At 56.9% G+C, this 20,723-nt stretch carries 18 protein-coding genes and 1 pseudogene; 10 read left to right on the forward strand and 9 right to left on the reverse strand.

Going from position 1 to position 20,723, the window contains the following annotated elements; genetic code table 11:
- Positions 1-73: 73 nt before the first annotated feature.
- A complete protein-coding gene (locus B5F39_RS00645; RefSeq protein ID WP_087362910.1) occupies positions 74-1,090 on the forward strand; it encodes an SMP-30/gluconolactonase/LRE family protein in 1,017 nt (338 codons plus the stop codon).
- A 67-nt stretch (positions 1,091-1,157) separates the two neighbouring features.
- Here B5F39_RS00645 and B5F39_RS00650 read toward each other — a convergent pair whose 3' ends face one another.
- Positions 1,158-1,781, reverse strand: coding sequence for a TetR/AcrR family transcriptional regulator (locus B5F39_RS00650; protein WP_087362911.1), 624 nt, complete (start codon positions 1,779-1,781; stop codon positions 1,158-1,160).
- A 417-nt stretch (positions 1,782-2,198) separates the two neighbouring features.
- Between B5F39_RS00650 and B5F39_RS00655 the strand changes: the two genes are divergently transcribed.
- The 3 genes from B5F39_RS00655 to B5F39_RS00665 all read left to right on the forward strand — a co-directional run bounded on the left by B5F39_RS00655 (position 2,199) and on the right by B5F39_RS00665 (position 6,473).
- Positions 2,199-3,215, forward strand: coding sequence for an SMP-30/gluconolactonase/LRE family protein (locus B5F39_RS00655; protein WP_239391011.1), 1,017 nt, complete (start codon positions 2,199-2,201; stop codon positions 3,213-3,215).
- A 190-nt stretch (positions 3,216-3,405) separates the two neighbouring features.
- Positions 3,406-5,334: an FAD-dependent oxidoreductase gene (locus B5F39_RS00660; RefSeq protein ID WP_158095881.1), complete on the forward strand. Its 1,929-nt coding sequence runs from the start codon at positions 3,406-3,408 to the stop codon at positions 5,332-5,334.
- A gap of 50 nt (positions 5,335-5,384) precedes the next feature.
- Positions 5,385-6,473 (forward strand): zinc-binding dehydrogenase, encoded by a 1,089-nt coding sequence (locus B5F39_RS00665; protein ID WP_087362914.1) that lies wholly within the window; start codon positions 5,385-5,387, stop codon positions 6,471-6,473.
- Between the two features lie 126 nt (positions 6,474-6,599).
- Here B5F39_RS00665 and B5F39_RS00670 read toward each other — a convergent pair whose 3' ends face one another.
- Positions 6,600-7,004, reverse strand: a complete 405-nt coding sequence (locus B5F39_RS00670) for a metalloregulator ArsR/SmtB family transcription factor (RefSeq protein WP_204244997.1) — start codon at positions 7,002-7,004, stop codon at positions 6,600-6,602.
- Positions 7,005-7,230: 226 nt separating this feature from the next.
- Here B5F39_RS00670 and B5F39_RS14520 point away from each other — a divergent pair, with 226 nt between their 5' ends.
- The 4 genes from B5F39_RS14520 to B5F39_RS00685 are packed head-to-tail and all read left to right on the forward strand — an operon-like array spanning position 7,231 to position 10,873.
- A complete protein-coding gene (locus B5F39_RS14520; protein WP_239390995.1) occupies positions 7,231-8,703 on the forward strand; it encodes an aldehyde dehydrogenase family protein in 1,473 nt (490 codons plus the stop codon).
- Positions 8,697-9,839: an iron-containing alcohol dehydrogenase gene (locus B5F39_RS14360; RefSeq protein ID WP_239391013.1), complete on the forward strand. Its 1,143-nt coding sequence runs from the start codon at positions 8,697-8,699 to the stop codon at positions 9,837-9,839. The genes B5F39_RS14520 and B5F39_RS14360 overlap by 7 nt, the downstream gene beginning before the upstream one ends.
- Positions 9,840-9,854: 15 nt before the next feature.
- Positions 9,855-10,604, forward strand: a complete 750-nt coding sequence (locus B5F39_RS00680; RefSeq protein ID WP_087362915.1) for an aminoglycoside phosphotransferase family protein — start codon at positions 9,855-9,857, stop codon at positions 10,602-10,604.
- A gap of 23 nt (positions 10,605-10,627) precedes the next feature.
- Complete coding sequence (locus B5F39_RS00685) at positions 10,628-10,873, forward strand: (2Fe-2S) ferredoxin domain-containing protein (protein WP_204244999.1); 246 nt, start codon at positions 10,628-10,630, stop codon at positions 10,871-10,873.
- Between the two features lie 75 nt (positions 10,874-10,948).
- Here B5F39_RS00685 and B5F39_RS00690 read toward each other — a convergent pair whose 3' ends face one another.
- The 7 genes and pseudogenes from B5F39_RS00690 to rocD form a co-directional block, all read right to left on the reverse strand.
- Positions 10,949-11,791, reverse strand: coding sequence for a DUF2262 domain-containing protein (locus tag B5F39_RS00690; RefSeq protein WP_087362916.1), 843 nt, complete (start codon positions 11,789-11,791; stop codon positions 10,949-10,951).
- 81 nt (positions 11,792-11,872) lie between these two features.
- The gene (locus tag B5F39_RS14620) at positions 11,873-12,004 is read right to left on the reverse strand and encodes a hypothetical protein (protein ID WP_255375994.1); all 132 of its coding nucleotides are present in this window, start codon (positions 12,002-12,004) and stop codon (positions 11,873-11,875) included.
- Between the two features lie 113 nt (positions 12,005-12,117).
- Entirely contained in the window at positions 12,118-12,885 is a 768-nt protein-coding gene (locus tag B5F39_RS00695; RefSeq protein ID WP_087362917.1) for a hypothetical protein, read from the reverse strand.
- A 458-nt stretch (positions 12,886-13,343) separates the two neighbouring features.
- Positions 13,344-13,835, reverse strand: a complete 492-nt coding sequence (locus tag B5F39_RS00700) for a YfbM family protein (RefSeq protein WP_087362918.1) — start codon at positions 13,833-13,835, stop codon at positions 13,344-13,346.
- A gap of 32 nt (positions 13,836-13,867) precedes the next feature.
- A pseudogene (locus tag B5F39_RS14695) lies at positions 13,868-13,975 on the reverse strand (transcriptional regulator); the annotation flags it as partial.
- A gap of 39 nt (positions 13,976-14,014) precedes the next feature.
- Complete coding sequence (locus B5F39_RS00705) at positions 14,015-14,812, reverse strand: NAD(P)-binding domain-containing protein (protein ID WP_087362919.1); 798 nt, start codon at positions 14,810-14,812, stop codon at positions 14,015-14,017.
- 183 nt (positions 14,813-14,995) lie between these two features.
- Complete coding sequence (gene rocD / locus B5F39_RS00710; protein WP_087362920.1) at positions 14,996-16,189, reverse strand: ornithine--oxo-acid transaminase; 1,194 nt, start codon at positions 16,187-16,189, stop codon at positions 14,996-14,998.
- Between the two features lie 611 nt (positions 16,190-16,800).
- On the opposite strand from rocD, the gene B5F39_RS00715 reads away from it, so the two are divergent.
- Both B5F39_RS00715 and B5F39_RS00720 read left to right on the forward strand, forming a co-directional pair.
- Positions 16,801-17,577, forward strand: coding sequence for a MetQ/NlpA family ABC transporter substrate-binding protein (locus B5F39_RS00715; RefSeq protein WP_087362921.1), 777 nt, complete (start codon positions 16,801-16,803; stop codon positions 17,575-17,577).
- 119 nt (positions 17,578-17,696) lie between these two features.
- On the forward strand, positions 17,697-20,711 hold the full coding sequence (locus B5F39_RS00720) for an AAA family ATPase (protein WP_087362922.1): 3,015 nt from the start codon (positions 17,697-17,699) through the stop codon (positions 20,709-20,711).
- The last annotated feature ends 12 nt before the right edge of the window (positions 20,712-20,723 follow it).

The raw sequence follows: 20,723 nt of genomic DNA on the forward strand, positions 1-20,723 counted from the left end.
GCGGCGCGCGCCGGACACGCGCCGCCGCGTTTTATCAGTTCTATTACAAGCTGCAAAACGGAGGATTTTTACGATGAAAATGAAATTTATTCCCGCATTCGCCGCGGCTGCGGCGATATGCTCCGCTTCCGCCTGTTTCGCCGCGCAGAACAGCCTGACCTACGACGCGTCGGTGCTCGGGCCGTCGCCTGTTCCCGCGATGGAACGCGGCCTCCAGACCGCGGCTGCGGAACAGTGGCTCAAGGTGTCGGACGGCGCGCACGAGCTCGAAGGAGCGACATTCGGCCCGGACGGCGCGCTCTACTTCTGCGACGTCACCGCGCGCAAGGTCATGCGCGTCACGAAGGATAAGGAGCTCTCCGAATTCGCGTCTTTCAAGGACTTCGCCCCCGGAGGCCTCGCCTTCGCGCCCGACGGGCGCCTCTTCGCGGCGGCGCTCGACTTCCCGAGCGGCAGGGGCGTGATAGCCGCGATAGCCCCGGACGGCTCGAAGATGGAATACATCCTTCCGCCCGAGGCCGGCTATATGCCGAACGATGTAATCTTTGACAAAAACGGCGGATTTTACTTCAGCGACTTCAAAGGCACTCCCTCAGAGCCGAAAGGCGGTATATATTACGCGGCCCCCGACATGAAGACGGTCTCGGTAGTCGCGGCTGATTTCGCGCAGGCGAACGGCGTCGCGCTCAGCCCCGACGGGACGGTGCTGTGGGCTACGGAGTTCGGGCGCAACCTGCTCTACCGCTTCGAACTTGAAAGCGCGGTCAAGGTGTCGGAGCTCGGCACCTCCGTCCCGTACCGCTTCATCGGCCCCGCGCCGGACTCCATGCGCACCGACGCGGACGGCAACGTCTACGTCGCGATGTACGGACAGGGGCGCGTCATGGCCTTCAACGGCAGCGGCATACCGATAGGACAGATACTGCTGCCGGGGCGCGAAGAAGCCAGGATAGCGACGACCAGCCTCGCGATAGACCCCGGCTCGAAGGAAGCGTATATAGTCGCGCGCACCGTGAAGGACGGCGGCGGCGCGTGGATCTACAGATTCGGAGCCTTCGCGCACGGCCCCGCGGTCAACGTCAACAAGTAACAGCGCGGTAATTATAAAGGCCGTCAGGTTCTTCCTGACGGCCTTAGTTCCAAATATCCGCGGCGGCCTAGCTCAGATACTTTTCGATAAAACGGCTCACGGCTTCGCAGAAAAGCTCGACGCTTTCGACCGCGTCCATATTCTCGTCCATCTCCCATAGGAAGCAGGCTCCGTACAGGTAGGCCGTAATCATCCGGCATATACCTGCGCAGTCCGTGTCGGGTTTCAGCTCGCCTTTCTCCCTGGCCTCTTCGAGCATCGAGAGGAGATACGAGGTGTCGGCGGCGAGACGCATGACGGGGTCGTCGTGCTCCATTACGACCCTGACCCACAGCCGGCAGAAGTCTCTGCTCATATTCTTTTTCACGGAATGCAGATAGGTTTTCGCGTAATCCGTCAGTTTTTCCGCAATCGGCGTCTCTGGGTGCGCGTCAAGGTGCGTGAAAGAATCTTTCGGCCAGATCGCCATCATAGTGGTTTTCAGAAAATCTTCTTTCCCCGTGAAATAGTAATAGAAAGTGCCCTTAGCGACCCCGGCCTCTTCGATGATGTCGTTCACCGAAGTGTTGTTCAGGCCGTTTTTCGCAATCAGCTCAAGACCGACCCGCATCAATTCCTCTTTTTTGCCTGTGTTTGAAGAAATTGATTCTCTTGCGGCGGCCTGAGCCGGGCTGATATATTTTTCGTTCAAGAAAAGGACTCCTCCTCAATAGCGTATCGGCCATATATCAACGGACGAGCAAAGCTGATGGCACAGCCGTTAATCTAGGGACTGCGTCTCTGCGCGGATTGCTTTACCTTACACGAACTTTGGGAAAATGTCCATACAGCGAACCGCTTTTTTCTATGTAAAACAAGTGCGTGAAATTTCTCACACGACGATTGTCTTTTTTGCGAATGAGTGATATGCTTCGCATTGTACTGATGGTCAGTTGACCGATAGTACAGCAGCTTTCCGCAGGGACGGAAAGAGCGCGCTCCCCTGTGAAAAGCCGCCGTCATGCTTCGCCGGCGCAAAGTTTCTGCGCGGAGCGCGGCGAAACGGCCTTCCGGCGTCAGTACGCATCGACGTTATAACTTTTCAAAAACGGAGGGATTTGTTGTGAAAATGAGAAAGAATCTGCTGGCCGCGTTGTCGGCCGCCGCGGTGATAGCCGTCTGCCAGTGCGCCTTTGCTGCGCAGGGCGGACTCGTCTACGACGAAAATTCGTCCGGGCCCACTCCCGTCCCGCCTTCGGAACGCGGCCTCCAGACCGTGCAGGCTTCGCGCTGGTTTGAGGTCACGAAAGAGATGCACGAACTTGAAGGCACGGTGCTGGCGGCGGACGGAACGCTCTATTTCAGCGATGTGACGGCCGGCACTATCATGCGCATGACCCACGACAAGAAGCTCTCTACATTTGCCAAACTGGACGGCTTCATCGCTGGCGGCACTGCTTTCGGGCCTGACGGACTCCTTTACGCCGCGGTCCTCAATTTCCCAAACAAGAGGGGCGGCGTCGCCTGTTTCAGCCGGGAAGGAAAAATAGAATATATACTGTCCCCGGACGCGGGCTATCTGCCTGACGACCTCGTGTTCGACGCCGAAGGCGGGATCTATTTCAGCGACATCAGAGGGACGGACGCCGAACCGATAGGCGGAGTCTACTACATCACCCCCGACAGGAAGACGGTAAAACCGGTGATCAAAAATCTCGCGCAGGCCAACGGCGTCGCGCTCAGCCCGGACGGCAAAGTGCTCTGGGTTGGCGAGTACGGCCGCAACAGGCTCCTGCGTTCCGAACTGGTCGCTCCGGCGGAGCTTTCGCAGCTCGGCGTATCGATCCCGTACTATTTCACCGGCCCCGCGCCAGACTCGATGCACGTCGATAAAGACGGCAACGTCTACGTAGCGATGTACCGCCAGGGGCGCGTACTGGCCTTCAACCCCAACGGCTTCCCTATCGGGCAGATACTTCTCGAAGGGCGCGACAAGATGATAATAGCTTCGACGAATTTCGCCATCAGCCCCGATTCTAGGGATATGTACATCGTAGCGTGCAACAACGCTGAAGGCGAGGGCGCGTGGATATTCAAAGGTGAAGCGTTCGCGCCTGGGCTTAATCCGCCGGTAAACAGCAAATAAACGCCTCTGAAGTTCGGGCAAAATCCCCACATCATAAGCCGGACGGCCAATTCCGCCTGCGGCGGGCCTGGCCGCCCGGCATCCCAACTGGAACATAATTTCTCACTGCGGCGGCAGAAGAGAGAAAATTTCACAACAGGCGCGTTCTGCGCGCATAAATAAAAAATAATCGTAAATGAGGAGGTTTAATATGTTCGATCATCTTTTCAGCCCTCTGACTATCAGAGGCAAAACGCTCAAAAACCGCTGCGTCGTCCCGGCGATGCTGACCTACTTCTGCGACACGCACGGCGACGCGACGGAAAAATACATCGCCTACCACGAGGAAAAGGCGAAAGGCGGATTCGGCATGATAATCACCGAGGACTACGCCGTCGCCCCCAAAGGGATAAGTTTCGCCACGGTCCCGGGCCTCTGGTGCGACGCCCAGATGGAGAGCCACAGCAAGCTCGCCGAACGCGTCCACAGACACGGCGCGCTCATCCTCGTGCAGCTTTTCCACAGCGGCATGCAGGGCGACGAAGCCGTGCTGCACGAGCCGCCGAAAGCCCCGTCGCCCATAATGTCGCCCTTCGGCGACGCGGTGGCCAAGCCCTTCACCACCGAAGAGATCAAGGCTCTGACCAAACAGTTCGGAGACGCAGCGCTGCGCGCGAAAAAGTGCGGCTTCGACGGCATAGAAATACACGGCGGCCACGGCTACCTCGTAGACCAGTTCCTATCCCCGTTCATGAACAAGAGGCTCGACGAATACGGCGGAAGCGTCTGGAACCGCACGCGGTTCGCGAGGGAGATAATCCGCGACATCCGCGAAAAGTGCGGAGAAAACTTCATTCTCGCGATGCGCGTCTCCGCCGACGAATTTGTGGAAGGCGGCCTCACCATTGAGGAATCGAAGGTCATAGCGAAAATCCTTCAGGACGCCGGAGTAGACATGCTCGACATATCGCTCGGCAACTATTCGTCGCTCGAGTTCTGCATGGCGAGCAGCCACAAGGGGCCGGGCTGGTATTCCGACTGGGCGAAGGAAATAAAGTCCGTCGTACACATACCTGTTATGGCGGTCAACCGCATCAACGACCCGTTCATAGCCGACAACATCCTCGCGGAAGGAAAATCCGACCTTATCGCCATGGGCAGAGGCTCAATCTGCGACCCGCACTTCCCGGAAAAAGCCCGGAGCGGCAGGATAGAAGACCTGAGAAAATGCCTCGGGTGCAACGTCGGATGCGTCAACGTCCTCTGGACCGCGCACCCGATACGCTGCGTGCTCAACCCAACCGTAGGACACGAGTCCGACGGGCCGATAACGAAAGCAGACACGCCCAAGAAAGTCGCAGTCATAGGCGCGGGGCCGGCCGGGCTGTACGCCGCCATCGCCGCCAAACAGCGCGGACACGAAGTCACGGTCTACGAAAAAGAAAGCCATTCCGGCGGGAACTTCTACTACGCCTCATTCCCGCCCTGCAAAGGCGAAATCACAGAATTTCTTATATGGCAGCTCACGCAGTGCCGCGAGCTCGGCGTGGAAATCAAGTACGGGACGGAAATAACGCCCGAAAGCCTGCGCACGCTCGGCGCGGACCATATAATCCTCGCCACCGGCGCGCATCCTTCCGCCGCGCCGATAAAGGGGCTGGCAGAGAGCAAAATCGCCTGCTTCGCCACAGACGTGCTCGGAGGAAGCGTCAAGCCGGGCCGCCGCTGCGTCGTCATCGGAGGCGGCGAAGTCGGCGCTGAGACGGCGCATTTCCTCGCGCTCGACGAGCTGAAGAAAGTCACGATACTCGAAATGAGGGACGACATCGTGCTCGACGCGCCGGCGGCCGTAAGCGTCCCGCTTATAAAAGAGCTGAAAGACAGGGACGTGAGGATACTGACATCCGTAAACGTGACGGAGGTCAAGGACGACTCCGTGACCTTCGCGCACCCAGACGGCAGAGTCGAGGTAATCCCGGCCGATATGGTCGTGACAGCGACGGGCTACAGGAGCTACAACCCGCTCGAGGAAGCCGCGAAGGCCTCCGGAGTGCCCTACGCCGTCGTCGGGGACGCCGTGAAGGCTAGAAACGCGCTCGAGGCGACCACGGAAGGGTACAACGCGGGCCGCGCTATCTAGGATAAACAAGCAATCATAAAAATAAATAAAATTTACAAGGAGGGTCCGCCATGAAATACACAAGAGGCTGCTGCGTCGTCGGAGAAAACAAAATGGAGATCAGAGAAGACTGCGTGATGCCGGACAATCTGGCTCCGCAGGCCGCCATAGTCAAGCCGGCGATATGGACGCCGTGCACGACCGACGCCCATCTGATCGAGACCGGGCTGCGCGACTGCCCCGACCTGCTGTATAAGGCGGCGGGACATGAAATGTCCGGCACAATCATAGCCGTCGGTTCGGCGGTGAAAGATTTCAAACCCGGAGACAGGGTCGCGGCCTGCGCGGCGATGCCCGACTGGCACACTCTCGCGGCCCAGGACGGACACCCGCGCGACCGTTACTGGGACAACACAGGCACCTTCACTGAAAGAGGCGGCTCATTCGTCGACGAATATTACGTCGAAGACGCCGAAATGAACCTGGCCCACATCCCCGACAACGTCACATGGGACCAGTCCGTCATGGCGACCGACATGATGGCGACGGCGTTCCGCGGCGTCGAGGAGATGGAGCTGCAGTTCGGCGAGTCCGTCGCCGTCTTCGGAATAGGCCCGGTCGGGCTGATGGGCGTGCGCGCCTGCGTCCTCAAGGGCGCTGGGAAGGTGTTCGCCATAGGCTCGAGAAACGTCTGCTTCGAGGTCGCGAAGGAGTACGGCGCGACGGAGCTGTTCAACTATCACGACGCCGACTTCCTCGACGCGATCGTAAAGGCCAACGGCGGGCAGGTCGACAGGGTGCTCGTCTGCGGCGGAAACGACCGCACGATATCCCAGGGGCTCGGAATTATGAAAAACGGCGGCACGCTCGTCAACGTCGCGGCCTACTTCGACGTGCCGAGCCTGACGATCCCGCTCGACCTCCCTTCGTGGGGCTTCGGATACGGGGACAAGACCATAAAAGGCGTGCAGTGCGCCGGCGGCAGGCTGAAGCTGGAACGCATGCTCAGCCTCATATCGGCGGGGCGCGTGCAGCCAGAGAAGCTCATCACGCACCGCTTCCACGGCATGGAAGAGATTGAAAGCGCGATGCAGCTCTACATCAACAGAGAAAGGAGTCTGATAAAGGCGGTTGTTTACAACGACGGCGTCAAAGGTTAGCTAAAAGGGGAGCCACGACAGAAATAACCCATCCACATCTAATAAAGGCAAAGCCTCGCGGGTCTCGCGCCCGTGAGGCTTTGCCTTTTTCGTTTACCGGCGGCGTACGGATATCCGCAGTTTCGCCTAATCTTCCTCGCTCGGGCACTCTATCTCGAACATCGCGTCTATCGTCCGGTGCAGAAGCCGCGCCTTCTCGCCCTCGGCCAGAGTATAATAGACCTCCTTGCCGCTGCGCTTCGCGCTTACGAGGCCGTCAGCGCGCAGGACGCGCAGGTGATGCGACACTGCCGAGTCGCTCATTCCGACGGCGCGCGCTATCGCGCCGACGCTCGCCGTCGTGTGGCACAGCAGCCACAATATGCGCAGCCGCGTGCAGTCCGAGATCTGCTGAAAAACGGAAGCAACCTGCCCGAAGGAATCCTCCTTCGGCATATTCTCCGCCAGTTCCTCTATCGTCGCCGTCCTGTGGCGCGCGTGCTCATTTTCTATATCTATGGCGGACGCCTCCCTTTCGCATCTCTTTCGCAAAATTCACATTAAAAGATAGCAGTTTACTTTTTTACTGTCAAACGGAGCGCGCCGGGCGCGCTATAGATAACAATATATCGATATTGATATGGCGATATACGCTTTTTCGTATCTTCTGCAAACAGCACTTTTACGTTATCATTTTTTCAGTGAATTTGAGATTTTTTTCACTAAATCTACGGCGCGGCGTTTTCACGTCCGTGCAAAACGGGCTGGAGTGTGACGTATGGAACAGATGAAAAGCGCGATGACGGTCGACAGCCTTGAAACGCTGGCGACGAGGATGGCCGAAGTGCGTGAGGCGCAGAAGAAATTCGCCCTTTACACGCAGGAAGAAGTGGACAGGATATTCCTCGCCGCGGCCACTGCGGCGAACATGGCGCGCATCCCGCTGGCTCGCGCCGCGGTGGAAGAGACAGGGATGGGCGTCCTCGAGGACAAGATATTCAAGAATCATTTCGCGGCCGAGTATATCTACAACTACTACAAGAACGTCAGGACCTGCGGCGTTATCGAGGAAGACAGGGAGTTCGGCACGCAGAAGATCGCGGAGCCGGTCGGCGTTATAGCCGCCGTCATTCCGACGACGAACCCGACTTCGACGGCGATTTTCAAGACTCTGCTCGCGCTCAAGACGCGCAACGGGATGATAATCAGCCCGCACCCGAGGGCTAAGAAATCGACGATTCTCGCGGCGAAAACCGTCCTCGACGCCGCCGTCGCGGCCGGAGCGCCCGAAGGAATTATAGCGTGGATAGACGTGCCGTCGCTCGAGCTGACGAACGCCGTCATGCGCGAGGCCGACCTGATACTCGCGACCGGCGGCCCCGGAATGGTTAAGGCCGCGTACTCGAGCGGGAAGCCCGCGCTCGGCGTAGGAGCCGGCAACACCCCCGCCGTCATAGACGAAAGCGCCGACGTGCAGCTCGCGGTCAACTCTATCATACATTCAAAAACTTTCGACAACGGCATGATATGCGCCTCCGAGCAGTCGGTCATCGCGGTCGGCTCCGTCTACGGCAAGGTCAAGGCCGAATTCGCGGCGCGCGGCTGCTACTTCCTCGACAAGGAGGAGACGGAGCGCGTGCGCAAGACGATAATAGTCAACGGGGCCGTAAACGCGGCGATAGTCGGGCAGAAGGCTCACAAGATCGCGTCGATGGCCGGCGTCGAAGTTCCGGAGGATACGAAGATACTCATAGGCGAGGTAGAGAGCGTAGATATAAGCGAAGAGTTCGCGCACGAGAAGCTCTCGCCCGTGCTCGCGATGTACCGCGCGGCGGATTTCAAAGAGGCAGTGGCGAAGGCGGAGCGCCTCGTCGCCGACGGCGGATTCGGCCACACTTCGGCGGTCTACCTCAACGCCGTGACGGAACGCGAAAAGCTGGACTATTTCAAATCCCGGATGAAGACGGGGCGCGTCCTCGTCAACACGCCGTCGTCGCAGGGCGGCATAGGCGACGTCTACAACTTCAACACGACGCCTTCTCTCACGCTCGGCTGCGGCTCGTGGGGCGGCAACTCCGTCTCGGAAAACGTCGGCGTGAAGCACCTGCTCAACATAAAGACCGTCGCCGAAAGGAGAGAGAACATGCTCTGGTTCCGCACGCCGCAGAAGACATACATAAAGAAAGGCTGCCTGCCCGTCGCCCTGCGCGAGCTGAAAGAAGTGCTCGGCAAAAGAAGGTATTCATCGTAACAGACACGTTCCTCTACAATAACGGCTACACGAAGGCGATAACCTCGCGCCTCGACGAGATGGGCATAAAACACGCGACATTCTTCGACGTGGCGCCCGACCCAACGCTCGCCTGCGCGCGCGAAGGCGCGAAGGCGATGACGGACTTCGGCCCGGACTGCATAATAGCGGTCGGCGGCGGCTCCGCGATGGACGCCGGCAAAATCATGTGGGTGCTCTACGAACATCCAGAGGCCGACTTCATGGACATGGCGATGCGCTTCGCCGACATCAGAAAGCGCGTCTACACCTTCCCGAAGATGGGCGGAAAGGCGTACTTCATCGCGGTGCCGACCTCGGCGGGAACGGGCTCGGAAGTCACGCCCTTCGCCGTAATCACGGACGAAAAGAGCGGCGTCAAATACCCGCTCGCAGACTACGAGCTCATGCCGCATATGGCGATAGTGGACGCCGACATGATGATGGACGCGCCCAAAGGGCTGACGGCCGCCTCCGGCATAGACGCGGTCACTCACGCGCTCGAAGCCTACGCCTCGCTGATGGCGACCGAATTTACCGACGCGATGGCGCTGCGCGCGCTGCGCTCGATATTCGACTACCTGCCGCGCGCCTACGAAAACGGCGCGAAAGACCCGGTCGCGCGCGAAAAAATGGCGCACGCCGCGACGATGGCGGGCATGGCCTTCGCCAACGCCTTCCTCGGCGTCTGCCACTCGACGGCTCACAAGCTCGGAGCCTTCCACCATCTGCCGCACGGCGTCGCGAACGCGCTGATGATAGAATACGTGCTGAGATACAACGCCGCCGAAGTCCCGGCGAAGATGGGAACCTTCCCCCAGTACGCCTACCCGCACACGCTCGAGCGCTACGCCGAGGTCGCGGACTTCCTGGGGCTCGCGGGACGCACGAATGAAGAAAAACTCGAAAGCCTGATTTCCGCCGTCGCGGCGCTCAAAGAGCGCGTCGGCATAAAGAAGACGATAAAAGACTACGGCATAGCGGAAGAAGATTTCCTAGCGACGCTCGACGAAATGACCGAACAGGCCTTCGACGACCAGTGCACCGGGGCGAACCCGCGCTATCCGCTGATGTCCGAGATAAAAGAAATGTATCTCAAAGCCTATTACGGGAAATAGGAGGGAGAGACGGTTATGAAGCTGGAAAGGATAATAGCAGTCCGAACGTCGAAAACGGTCTACCGGGACGGGAACCTGTGCGTCAAAGTATTCGGGGACGAATACGCGAAAAGCAGAATCCTCTCGGAAGCCGCGACACACGCGAAAATAGAAGAAGCCGGGCTCGACGTCCCGAAGATACTCGAAGTCACCAAAGCCGGGGGCAAATGGGCGATAGTCTCCGAATTTATCGAAGGGAAAACGCTCGAACGCCTCATGGACGAAGAGCCGGAAAAGCGCGGCGAATACCTCGGGCGCTTCGTGGAGGCGCAGCTCCGCATAAATTCTACGAAAGCGCGCGGCCTCGCCAAGCTCAAAGAGCGCGTCGAAGAAAGCCTGTTCGAAGCCGGTCTCCCCTCCGCCACGCTCTACGACCTTCACATGCGGCTGGAATCGCTGCCGCAGGGAGACAAAATATGCCACGGCGACTTCGCTCCGAGCAACGTCATCGCCTCGAGCGGCGGCGCTGACTACACGGTAGACTGGTCGCGCGCCGCGCAGGGTTCGCCCGAAGCCGACGCCGCGCGCACCTACCTGCTCTTCTGGCTCAACGGCGAGATAGACGGAGCCGAAGAATACCTTTCCCTCTACTGCGAAAAAAGCGGGACGCCGAAAGCCTCCGTACAGGCGTGGATACCGCTGCGCGCCGCCGAACGCCTCGCCTCCGGACGCGCCGAAGAAACCGAATTCCTGCGCCACTGGGCCAACGTCGTCGATTACGAATAACTTAACTAAGGAAGGTAATTGAAATGATAAAGATCAAAGTCTGCATAGGAAGCGCGTGCCACGTAAAAGGCTCCCGCCGCGTAGTCGAAGGGCTGCAGTACCAGATAGCGGAGCGCAAGCTCAAAGATAAAATCAACCTCGGCGGCGTCTTCTGCATGGGCCGCTGCGAAGAGGGCGTATGCGTCACGGTGGACGATAAGTTTTACTCCGTGGCCCCGGACAAGGTAAAAGAATTTTTTGAAACGGAAGTCCTGCCGCTGGTAAAGTAACGCGGAGACGCAAAAAACAAACACAGCGGAGCGCGAATCGTCGTGCTCCACTGTGTTTATTGTATAAATTATTAGTTATCCTGAAATGTTGGCATCGGTAATGCCCTTCTTCAAAGAGCCGCTGACCTCTACGACATGCCCCCAGAACATATCGTCGTCGTTATAATAGGCGGTGAAGCTGCCGCCTGAGGTAATCGTAAGTTCTGAGAGGGTAATGCGTTGTGCAAATGATTCCTCCGTGATTGGCTCGGCATCCTCGTTTTCGTCGTCATCCGCCAGCCAGTCGTTGGCAAGCTCCGTAAGCTCCTTAGCCGCAAATTCCCGCATAGCCTTGTCCCATGCTTCCTGCTCGGCAATCAATTTTTTTGCCGCAGTACGGGCGCGGCTCCATGAAGATTTGCTCTCCTGGTTGACCTCAAGTGCGAGTGGAATCTCTGCGCCGTTCCATGAAAAATTAGTCTCAAACATATCGAACTCACGATTTAAGGTCAGCGTTCCCAGCACTTTGTCCTCGATGACTACAGGCTTTTTGTATTCCTCCAAAACCGCCTCCAATTCCGGGCAGGATTCCGACGGCTTCAACACCTCGGTGACGGCCCAGCAGTTGAACTTCTCCGGGGCGGCGTGGTTCGGCACATACTCATCTAACAGCTTCCGAACCTTGACCCGGCAAATCTGTCCTTCTCCAAATTTTCCCCAGCCCTTTTCACCGTTTCGTTCCTCATCGGCAACGGGCCATTTCATCCGTCCCTCCCGGATATTCTTCTCACCTGTTGCGCAGAACACCATACCTAACGATATGGCGGTCATCTCCCAAAAGTCTCCTTTATTGTTATACCCGCCTCCGATACAGTTGCGAATCAGAACAACCGCTTCCTGCTCCTCCGTGGCATATTTCTCGTAAAACGCTTCAAACATAGCATACCCTCCAAACTTCTGACTGCTTCGGTTAAAAAACTGTAAAGCTATGCTTAGCACACGCGCCGCCAACGACACAGTTTATCTGCCCTTCCCCATCGAGTTGTACCGCTCGTAGACCTTTTCGAGGACTTCGCGCCAGTCGCTGTAAAACCCGCGTTCGTGCAGAAGTTTCAGCCCCAGTTCGTTGACTCCGCCCGGATCTGATTTCATAACGTTTCTTTTCTCGAAATTTTAGAAAAGGCGGGCGGGACTGTCAACGGTTGCGAATGAAATGCACCGTTCATATCGACCGTTGACTGGCTCGGCTGACTTTGCTATCTTCACTACAAATTGGGCAAATCAATATTAAAAATTCTGTAGAAGTTATCATAATTCACTTTATTTTCTCCACGCCACCAGTTGAGCGGATAGGATAGACTTTGCCTTAAATCTCCGGTATCCCTCATCAACGGCGGAGTAAAGAAATGAATATATCCTTTATGCTCCGGTGTTTCCAAAATCCCACAAATAGCAAGCGTTTCAAGTATTCCGATAACCTCGTTTTTATTGCAGGGCAATAGTTTACTTTCCTGAATTTTTTTACATAACATAATACCGGTGGCTTGGTAATTCATCGCAGATGATATTGATATTATTTCTGATAAAATATTCTTGTCAATATTTGTAGGGCTTTTTTTATCCATACGCGCAAATTCACTCAGATAAAAAATGGGTTTTCCAATCCCACCACAAATTCCACCACCTTGATACTTGACATAATTATAAAATGTTCTATCCAGCCGAGATGGAACTTTGTCTGTCTTACCTCTATCAAACATTAGCCAACTTACAGCATATATATACGATGCTAAAATATATCGATACTCCATATCACGAGTAGATAAACTATATAAAAAAGAATTGGCAGCATCACTAAGAGAAATACATTTAAGACTTTGTGTCAAAATGCATATAGCTTCTTCGTGTGAAATAGATAAATCCTCTAAAATGGCTCCTTGTTTTTTGGCATACGCAATTTCTTCAAGCGATAACAGGTTTCGCCTCGCATCATCCATGTAGCGCATCAAAATTTTTTTGCTTTTTTTATCCATAAATATTTTCCCTAACTTTAAGCTTTTAGTTCCCCTATTTTCTCTCCCCCGCTAGGGATTTAGATTTTTTCAGTAAGCCCGTCTTTCGTGCTGTCTTTCTCAGCCGTTTATTTTCTTCCTTAGGCAGCTTCTTCATTCAGTTTGAACGACTATAAAGCCATGATATCGGCGCACAAGCCCTCTGCGACTCGATTTACTTGCCCTTCCCCACCGAGTTGTACCGCTCGTATACCTTTTCGAGAACTTCGCGTCAGTCGCCGTAAAACCCGCGTTCGCGCAGAAGTTTCAGCCCCAGCTCGTTGACTCCGCCCGGATCTGATTTCATAACGTTTCTTTTCTCGAAATTTTGGAAAAGGCGGGCGGGACTGTCAACGGCGGCGCATGAAATACGCCGTTCATCTTGACCGTTGACTGGCTCGGCTGGCTTTGCTATTTTTTCAACAGGTAAATTTAGATAGTTAGTAGATTGACACCAATACGGCTCTTTCTTGCTCTGCCATTTTCTCATAAAATTTTTTCAAACTTTCAAATGAGGTTCTTAAATCATCTTTAATTTCATCAGCTTCTTCTTCGTATTCCCAAATATCAGGGTAAATATCGTTTTGGCGAAACGCACTCATATCAAATTTATCAATATATGTTTCAAAATCAAGCTCTTGCAACGCCTTTGCAATTTCTTTCACTCTATCAGTTTTCGTTCCAGCTATAAATTCTTCAATTTCTTCCCCAGAAATATTATACTGTCCTACAATCGCTTCGCTGATTAAATTATCTTCAATCGGTTCGCTGGCAGATTTTCCTGTCAGCAAAAAATGAAGTGCGTCCCACATTTTATCTATATCACAAATTTCTAAGTTCTCATTTTCCTGTGCTTCTTCCACATCATCAAGACACATAAATTTTTCTAATTCAATGTCAGTAGTTGACTGATAATTTGCAATCATTCCCATTTATTTTCCTCCATATTTTACTGTATTGTTCTCTACTTCCGCCCCCGCTGCGGTTTTGGATTTTTCAGCAAATCCGACTTCTGTGCAATCCGTTTCCGCCACTTTTTCCCTTCTTCGGGCAGCTTATTGTAATTCAATTTATCAAATAAAAAACTACTGTCTTATCACAATAGCAGTGTTTATTTGCCCTTCCCCATCGAGTTGTACCGCTCGTAGACCTTTTCGAGGACTTCGCGCCAGTCGCCGTAAAACCCGCGTTCGCGCAGAAGTTTCAGCCCCAGTTCGTTGACTCCGCCCGGAGTGGAATTTTCCGTGTAAAACGCCTCCGTATCTTCGCCGCAGTCGGTGCGCATGAATGACGACAGCGTTTCGTTCATTATCGACGCGTAGTCGAGCGCGGTTCGGAAGTCAAGGCCCTTTTCCATGCTCCAGCGGACGCTTTCGCCGAGAAGCGCATAGTACGGCACCATCATGCCAGTGACTGGGCCGAGTATCTCAAGCTCGCGCTCGCTCTTCACGCGCACGAGCGTACCTATCAGCGACATGAGCTCAGCGAGCGTTTCGTCGCCGCCGTAAAAAAGCAGCGGCCCCATGCGGCGCGCCGCGAAGGGCAGAGGTATGGCGCGCGCCGCGCTTTTCGCCGGGGCGTAGAGCGGAAGAGAATCCGCGAGCTTCACGCCGCCGGTGATGTGCATGACGCGCTGGTTTGGGCGGAAGTGCAGCGCGCGTACGACTGCCTCGTGCTGCTGCGGCAGGACGCATACAAAAACTACATCTGATGCGTCGGATGCGGCCTGGTTCGAGTCGAACACCGAAACGCGTCCAGGGAAGGCATTTTTCAGAGCGTCGGCTTTTTCGCGGTTTTTATGCACGGAGAGATTGATTTTGCCGGAGAACTCCGGAGCGGAGCAGAAGCCGCGCGCCATCGCCGACGCTATACCGCCCGTGCCGATGAAACCCAATGCCAAATCTATCATAACAACACCGCCGTTCGATAATTTTACGGCGATTATACAACAAGCGGCCGAAGCGCATAACAGATGCGGCTCAGCAGGCGCTGCGGAACACAGCGCATATTTGTGCAGCAAAGTCTACAAACAAAGAAGGCGCGCCAATTTGGCGCGCCCGACGTAAGGAAACGGAAAGGCAGGCGGATAAGCCTACTTGGCGAATGCTTTTTTGATGCCCTCGACGGCCTTGTCTATCTGTTCGTAGGTGATGACGATGGGCGGCGCGAAGCGTATCGTGCGCTCGTGCGTCTCCTTCGCAAGCACGCCGTTTGCGATGAGCTTCTTGACATACGGCGCGGCGCTGACAGTGAACTCTACGCCGATAAGGAGGCCTGAGCCGCGGACTTCCATTATCTCCGGATTGTCTATCTCGCGCAGCTTCTGCATGAAGTAATTGCCCTTTTCCTCGGCCTGCTTCGGATAATCGTCGCGCACGAGTATCTCCATAGCTTTGATTGAGACGGCGCAGGCGAGAGGGTTGCCGCCGAAGGTCGAGCCGTGCGTGCCTGGCGTGTAGACGCCGAGAATATCTTTGTTCGCCGCAACGGCCGATATAGGCATGATCCCTCCGCCAAGCGCCTTGCCGAGTATATACATGTCGGGAACCACATTTTCGAACTCGCACGCGAACATGCGGCCAGTGCGCGCGAAGCCGGTCTGTACTTCGTCTGCGATGAAGAGGATATTATGTTTCGTGCATATCTCGCGGACTTCCTTGAGGTAGCCCTTGGGCGGCACTATTATGCCGGCCTCGCCCTGTATCGGCTCGGCAAGGAAGGCGACGGTGTTCGGCGTGATGGCCTCTTCGAGAGCTTTGGCGTCGCCGTACTTGATGATTTTGAAGCCCGGGCAGTACGGGCCGTAGTTGATGCGCGCGTCCGGGTCGGTCGAGAAGCTTATTATGGCTATCGTGCGGCCGTGGAAGTTGTTCTCGCAGACTATTATCTCCTGCTTGCCGTTCTCGACGCCCTTTTTCTCGACGCCCCAGCGGCGCGCGGTTTTGAGCGCGGTCTCGACGGCCTCCGCCCCCGTGTTCATCGGGAGGATCATTTCCTTGCCGGTCAGCGCGCAGAGCTTCTCGTAGAAGTCGCAGAGCACGGCGTTGTGGAAGGCGCGCGAGGTGAGCGTCACCTTGTCAAGCTGCTCCTTCGCGGCCTCGACTATCTCCGGGTGGCGGTGTCCGAAGTTCAGCGCCGAGTAGGCCGAGAGCATGTCGAAGTACTCGCGCCCCTCGGGGTCGCGCACCATGACGCCTTCGCCTTCGACTATAACCACGTCCTTCGGATGATAGTTGTGAGCGCCGAGTTCGTTCGTCTTGTCGATGATCTGCTGAGTGCTGAGCATTGATTCGTCCTCCTCGTATAATTTTGTTTTGAACCTAAAAACCAAATGCGTTTAATTTTTACTGCTGATACGCTTACTCTATCATTAAATCTCCGTTTTGAAAAGGGGGGAATACAAGCAAAGAGACGCCCGGCGTCGCCGGCGGCGTGCCGTTTCCGTCAGAGTTTATATTTCGGCAGAAACGAAACATAAATAAGATAAAAGTTCATTAAAACGCCGCTTCGCGCAGGTCCTGCGGCACAGCCCGCGGCTAGCGGAACGGGCGCGCCGCGGGCTTGACAGGCGCGGCGCGCGCCGTGTAGAATTTTCCCGTTGTATGCGGCGCTGGGCCGACATTTGGGGAACGGAGGAAACGTCATGGCTTTTACGGATTTTTCGATGATAATGTGCATGATGATGCGCGGCTGCGGCGGCTCCTCTCCTGAATTGACCGGCGCTTAGATTTGGCGTTGTCGATTAAGGACCGGGTCCGCTTGGCGGGCCCGGTCCTTTTTTATTTTCGCAATTTTGGAGGAAGTGGTGGACCGAAATTGAAATTCATGTGTTTCGCGCGTCGTTTGTCGGATTAGGCGAAGTTTCGCCTTTGGGAAATTCTATACGGAGGTTATGGTATGAAAAAAATTGTTTCTGTTTTCTGCGCTCTGCTCTTTTTCGCTTCTGCGGCACAGGCCGCCGAGAAGATCGTGCTCGGAGTGACGCCCTTCCCGGCTCAGGAGATCGCGGCGGTGGCCGCCGGCGTCCTCGAAAAGCAGGGCTACGAGGTTGAAATCAAGGAGTTCACCGACTTTATCCAGCCGAACCTCGCGCTCGCGGACGGCAGTCTCGACGCGAATTTCTTCCAGCATCTGCCCTATCTTGAAAATATGAGGAGCGAGAAGAATCTCGACATCGTGCCTCTTGTGAAGGTGCATCTGCTTCCGATAGGCATCTATTCGCATAAGGTCAAGTCTATAGCCGAGGTCGGCGAGCGCGCCGTGGTCGCGGTGCCGAACGACCCGACGAACGGCTTCCGCGCCTACAAGCTGCTCGAGCGCGAGGGGCTGCTTAAGATGAAGGACGGGATAAACCTCACGGCGCGCGACATCGTCGAGAATCCGAAGAAGCTCAAGATAATCGAGCTCGAGGCCCCGCAGCTTCCGCGCACTCTGCGCGATACGACGATCTCGGTCATAAATATGAACTTCGCGGTGGACGCCGGGCTCGACCCGTCGAAGGACGCGCTCGCGCTTGAGGACAAGGATTCGCCCTACGCGGTGGTGCTGGCCTGCCGCGGAGAGGACAAGGACTCGCCGAAGATAAAGGCGCTCGCCGCCGCGCTCAACTCGCCCGAGGTGAAGAAGTTCATCACGGAAGAGCTCGCATCAAAGGGCGTGCTGCCGGCTTTCTAAGCGCGCCCGCGCGCGAAATTCCGCGGCCTTCCGCGCAGCTCACGGCGAGCGCGGGAGGCCGCTCTTTTTTGCTATAATTTCTGTAGTAAACGCAAAATCTGCGGAAGGAGCGCGGCGTGATGTCTTTGAACCTTTCTTTTTTCGGCGAACCGCTGATCACCAAAGACGGCGAGGCCGTGTCGCTTCCTTTCAAAAAGGCCGAGGCCCTGCTTTTCTACCTCGCCGCCGAGAAGAGCGCGCCGAAGGAAAAAATCGCCTTTCTGCTGTGGGGCGACAAGAACGAGAAGCAGGCTGCGGGCAGCCTGCGCAATGCGCTCTGCCTGCTGCGCAGGAGTTTCCCCGGCTGCGTGGACGCAGATAAAAAAGAGATACGTCTCGCCGGCTTCACGACCGACGCTGTGATGATAGACAAGCTCGCCTCGCCTTCCGAGCCTCTGCCGCAGGAGATTTTCCGCGAGCCGCTGAGCGGCTTCGACACTCTCGACCGGCCCGAGTTCGGCGAGTGGCTCGGCGAGACGCGCGCGAAGCTGCGCGAAAGGACTGCGGCGGCGCTGCGCGACCGCATAACGGCCTGCTACGACGCCGAGGACTCCGAGAAGGCGGCGGAGGCGCTTTCCGCGCTGCTTTTCTTCGAGCCGTATGAAGAAGAGTCGGTGCTGGAGCTTATGGAGATATACCGCGACGAGGGCGTGCCGTCGAAGGCCGTCTCAGTCTACAACTCATACCGCGAAAGGCTGCGCTCCGACCTCGGCATGGAGCCGAGCGAGCGCGCGAGAGATTTTCTGCTCACGATGGGCAGGCTCACGGACGCCGCAAAATCGCCCGGAGAATTTTTCTGCGGACGCGAACGCGAGATGCGCAGGATACTCGCCCTCGCGCAGAGCGGCGGAGAGGCCGTCGACGTGATTTTCATACACGGCGAGGGCGGCGTCGGCAAGACGGCGCTCGTCGAGCAGGCAGTGCGAACGGCGTTCGCAGGCTCGGACGTCTTCCGCGCCTCGCCGTTGTCTGTCGGCGAGAAATTTCCATACTCGTCGTGGGACGGCGTCGCCGCCGCTATGGGCGCGGCCTGCGCCGGGCGCGGCATAGAGCCGCCTGCATCCGTGCGCGCGATGCTCTCCTCAGTATTCTACGGCTTTATGGACGGGCAGAATCCCGTGAGCGCCGCCTTCTCGCCGGAAAAGACGCCGCTTTCGGTCGGGCGCGCCCTCGCCGCCCTCGCGCAGGAGCTTTGCGCCGGCGGGCGGCCTGTGTTCATATTCGAGGACCTTCACTGGTTCGACGACAGGTCGCTCTCGACGCTGCGCGTGTTTCTCTCGGAGCTTCGAATCCCAGCGGTGATATTCATGACCGCGCGCCCCGAGAGCGCCGCGCCCGCCGCGCGCATGATATACAACATAAAGCCGCAGGCGCGCGTCAGGACGCTCGAGCTGGCGCTCGCGCCCTTCGGCGAAAAAGAGATCATGAGCTACTGCCGCTCGTTCCTGCCCGAAGAGGTCATAAGCTGCCGCGGCGAGGAATACTTCATCCGCGAGAGCGAGGGGATGCCGCTGCTGCTCGCCGAGATGATGCGCATACTTATGGAGAACGAGAACGCCGACTGCCGCGACGGACTCAAGGGGCTCATAATGAGCCGCCTCGAGGGAATGTCCGAGGCGGAGCGGTCGCTCGTACTCGCGCTGTCGGCCTTCGGCGGCGGCGCTCAGCCCGAGGAGCTCGCGGCTGCGCTCTCCGAAAGCCTCGAAAGCACGGAAAAGACGCTCGACGCGCTCCTGCAGAAAAAAATGATACGCGAGGTAAACGACGGCGGGCGCGCCTCGATAGACTTCCTCCACGCGAACGTGCGCGACTGCCTCTACGACTCGATGCCGGCCTTCCGCAGGCGGCAGCTCCACGCGAAGATCGCCGGAGTGCTCGCCTCGCGCTGGTCGCCGCACGTCTGGAACCCCGCGCTCAGCGCGAAGCTGCGCCACCACTACACGATGGCGGGCATGAAGATACAGGTGCTCCGGCAGAACATCTCGGAGATGCTCTTCCACATAAACCTGAACCACATACTCTTCCCGATGATGGAAGACGCTGTGCTGCTCCAGTGCTCCGTGCCGTTCAGCAGCCGCGAGGAGACGGAGGAGAAGCTCGAGGAGATACGCGCGACTCTCGGCGTTCTGCGCGGTTCGTGCCCCGAGGACGAAAAAGAGCTGACGGCGCTCGAAGCGTCCTATTTCGAGCTCTACGGCGGCTACCTCATAAACTGGGGAGAATACGGCAAGGGCATGACCCTCCTGTCCGGCGCGCTGAAGGTCTCCTCCGAGAACGGACTCGATGAGACCTACATACACGCTATGGAAGACATCGCGCATTACTACCTGCAGACCGACGAGGGCGAAAAGCTCAAGGAGACCGGCGAAGCTATACTCGCGCTCTCGCGCCGCATGGGCAAGGAAAACCACGCGGGGCTCGCGCTGCGCTTCCTCGGCATGGCGAAGCAGATAGAGGGCGACTTCGACGGCGCGGAGCGGATATTCATGGAGTCAGTCAAGGTCTTTGAAGACCTCGCCCTCACGGGACGCCACTACACGCTCAACATGCTCGCGCCGAAATGCTACATCGGCGAGATGCGCCAGAGGCGCGGCGAAGCCGCCGAGGCGCTGCGGCGGTTCGAGGAATGCGTCGGAATATGCGAGGAACGCGGCCTCTTCTGGGGACGAAGCCACTTCCACGCCCACGCCGCAGACGCCGCGTTCGACATGGGCGACCGCGCGCTCTTCGAGGCCCACGTGCGCAAGGGCGCGAAGCTCTTCGAAAGCTCGAAGGGCGGACACTGTACATCGCTGCTCTACAGCCTCAAAGCGATATGCGACGCGGACGCCGGCGACGCTGAGGCGGCGCTCGACTCGCTAAAAAAAGCCGATTTTCTCTCGGCGATAGGCAAAAAAAGCTGGCACGCCGCGCAGTACATGGCGAAGGCGTGGGTCTCAGCCGCAGTCGCGGATGGCCGCCTGCCGGCGGAGCCCTTCTCCGCCGTCATAGACAAAGCCGCGGGCGATTACGCGAAAGAAGCCGCACGCGCCTATGAAGAAATAGGCGCCTTCGGACGAAGCCGCTTCATCGAAAAAAAATTCCTAAAAGAGTAAAAGGCCGGCGGA

The sequence above is a fragment of the Cloacibacillus sp. An23 genome, from assembly GCF_002159945.1.
Lineage (GTDB): Bacteria > Synergistota > Synergistia > Synergistales > Synergistaceae > Caccocola.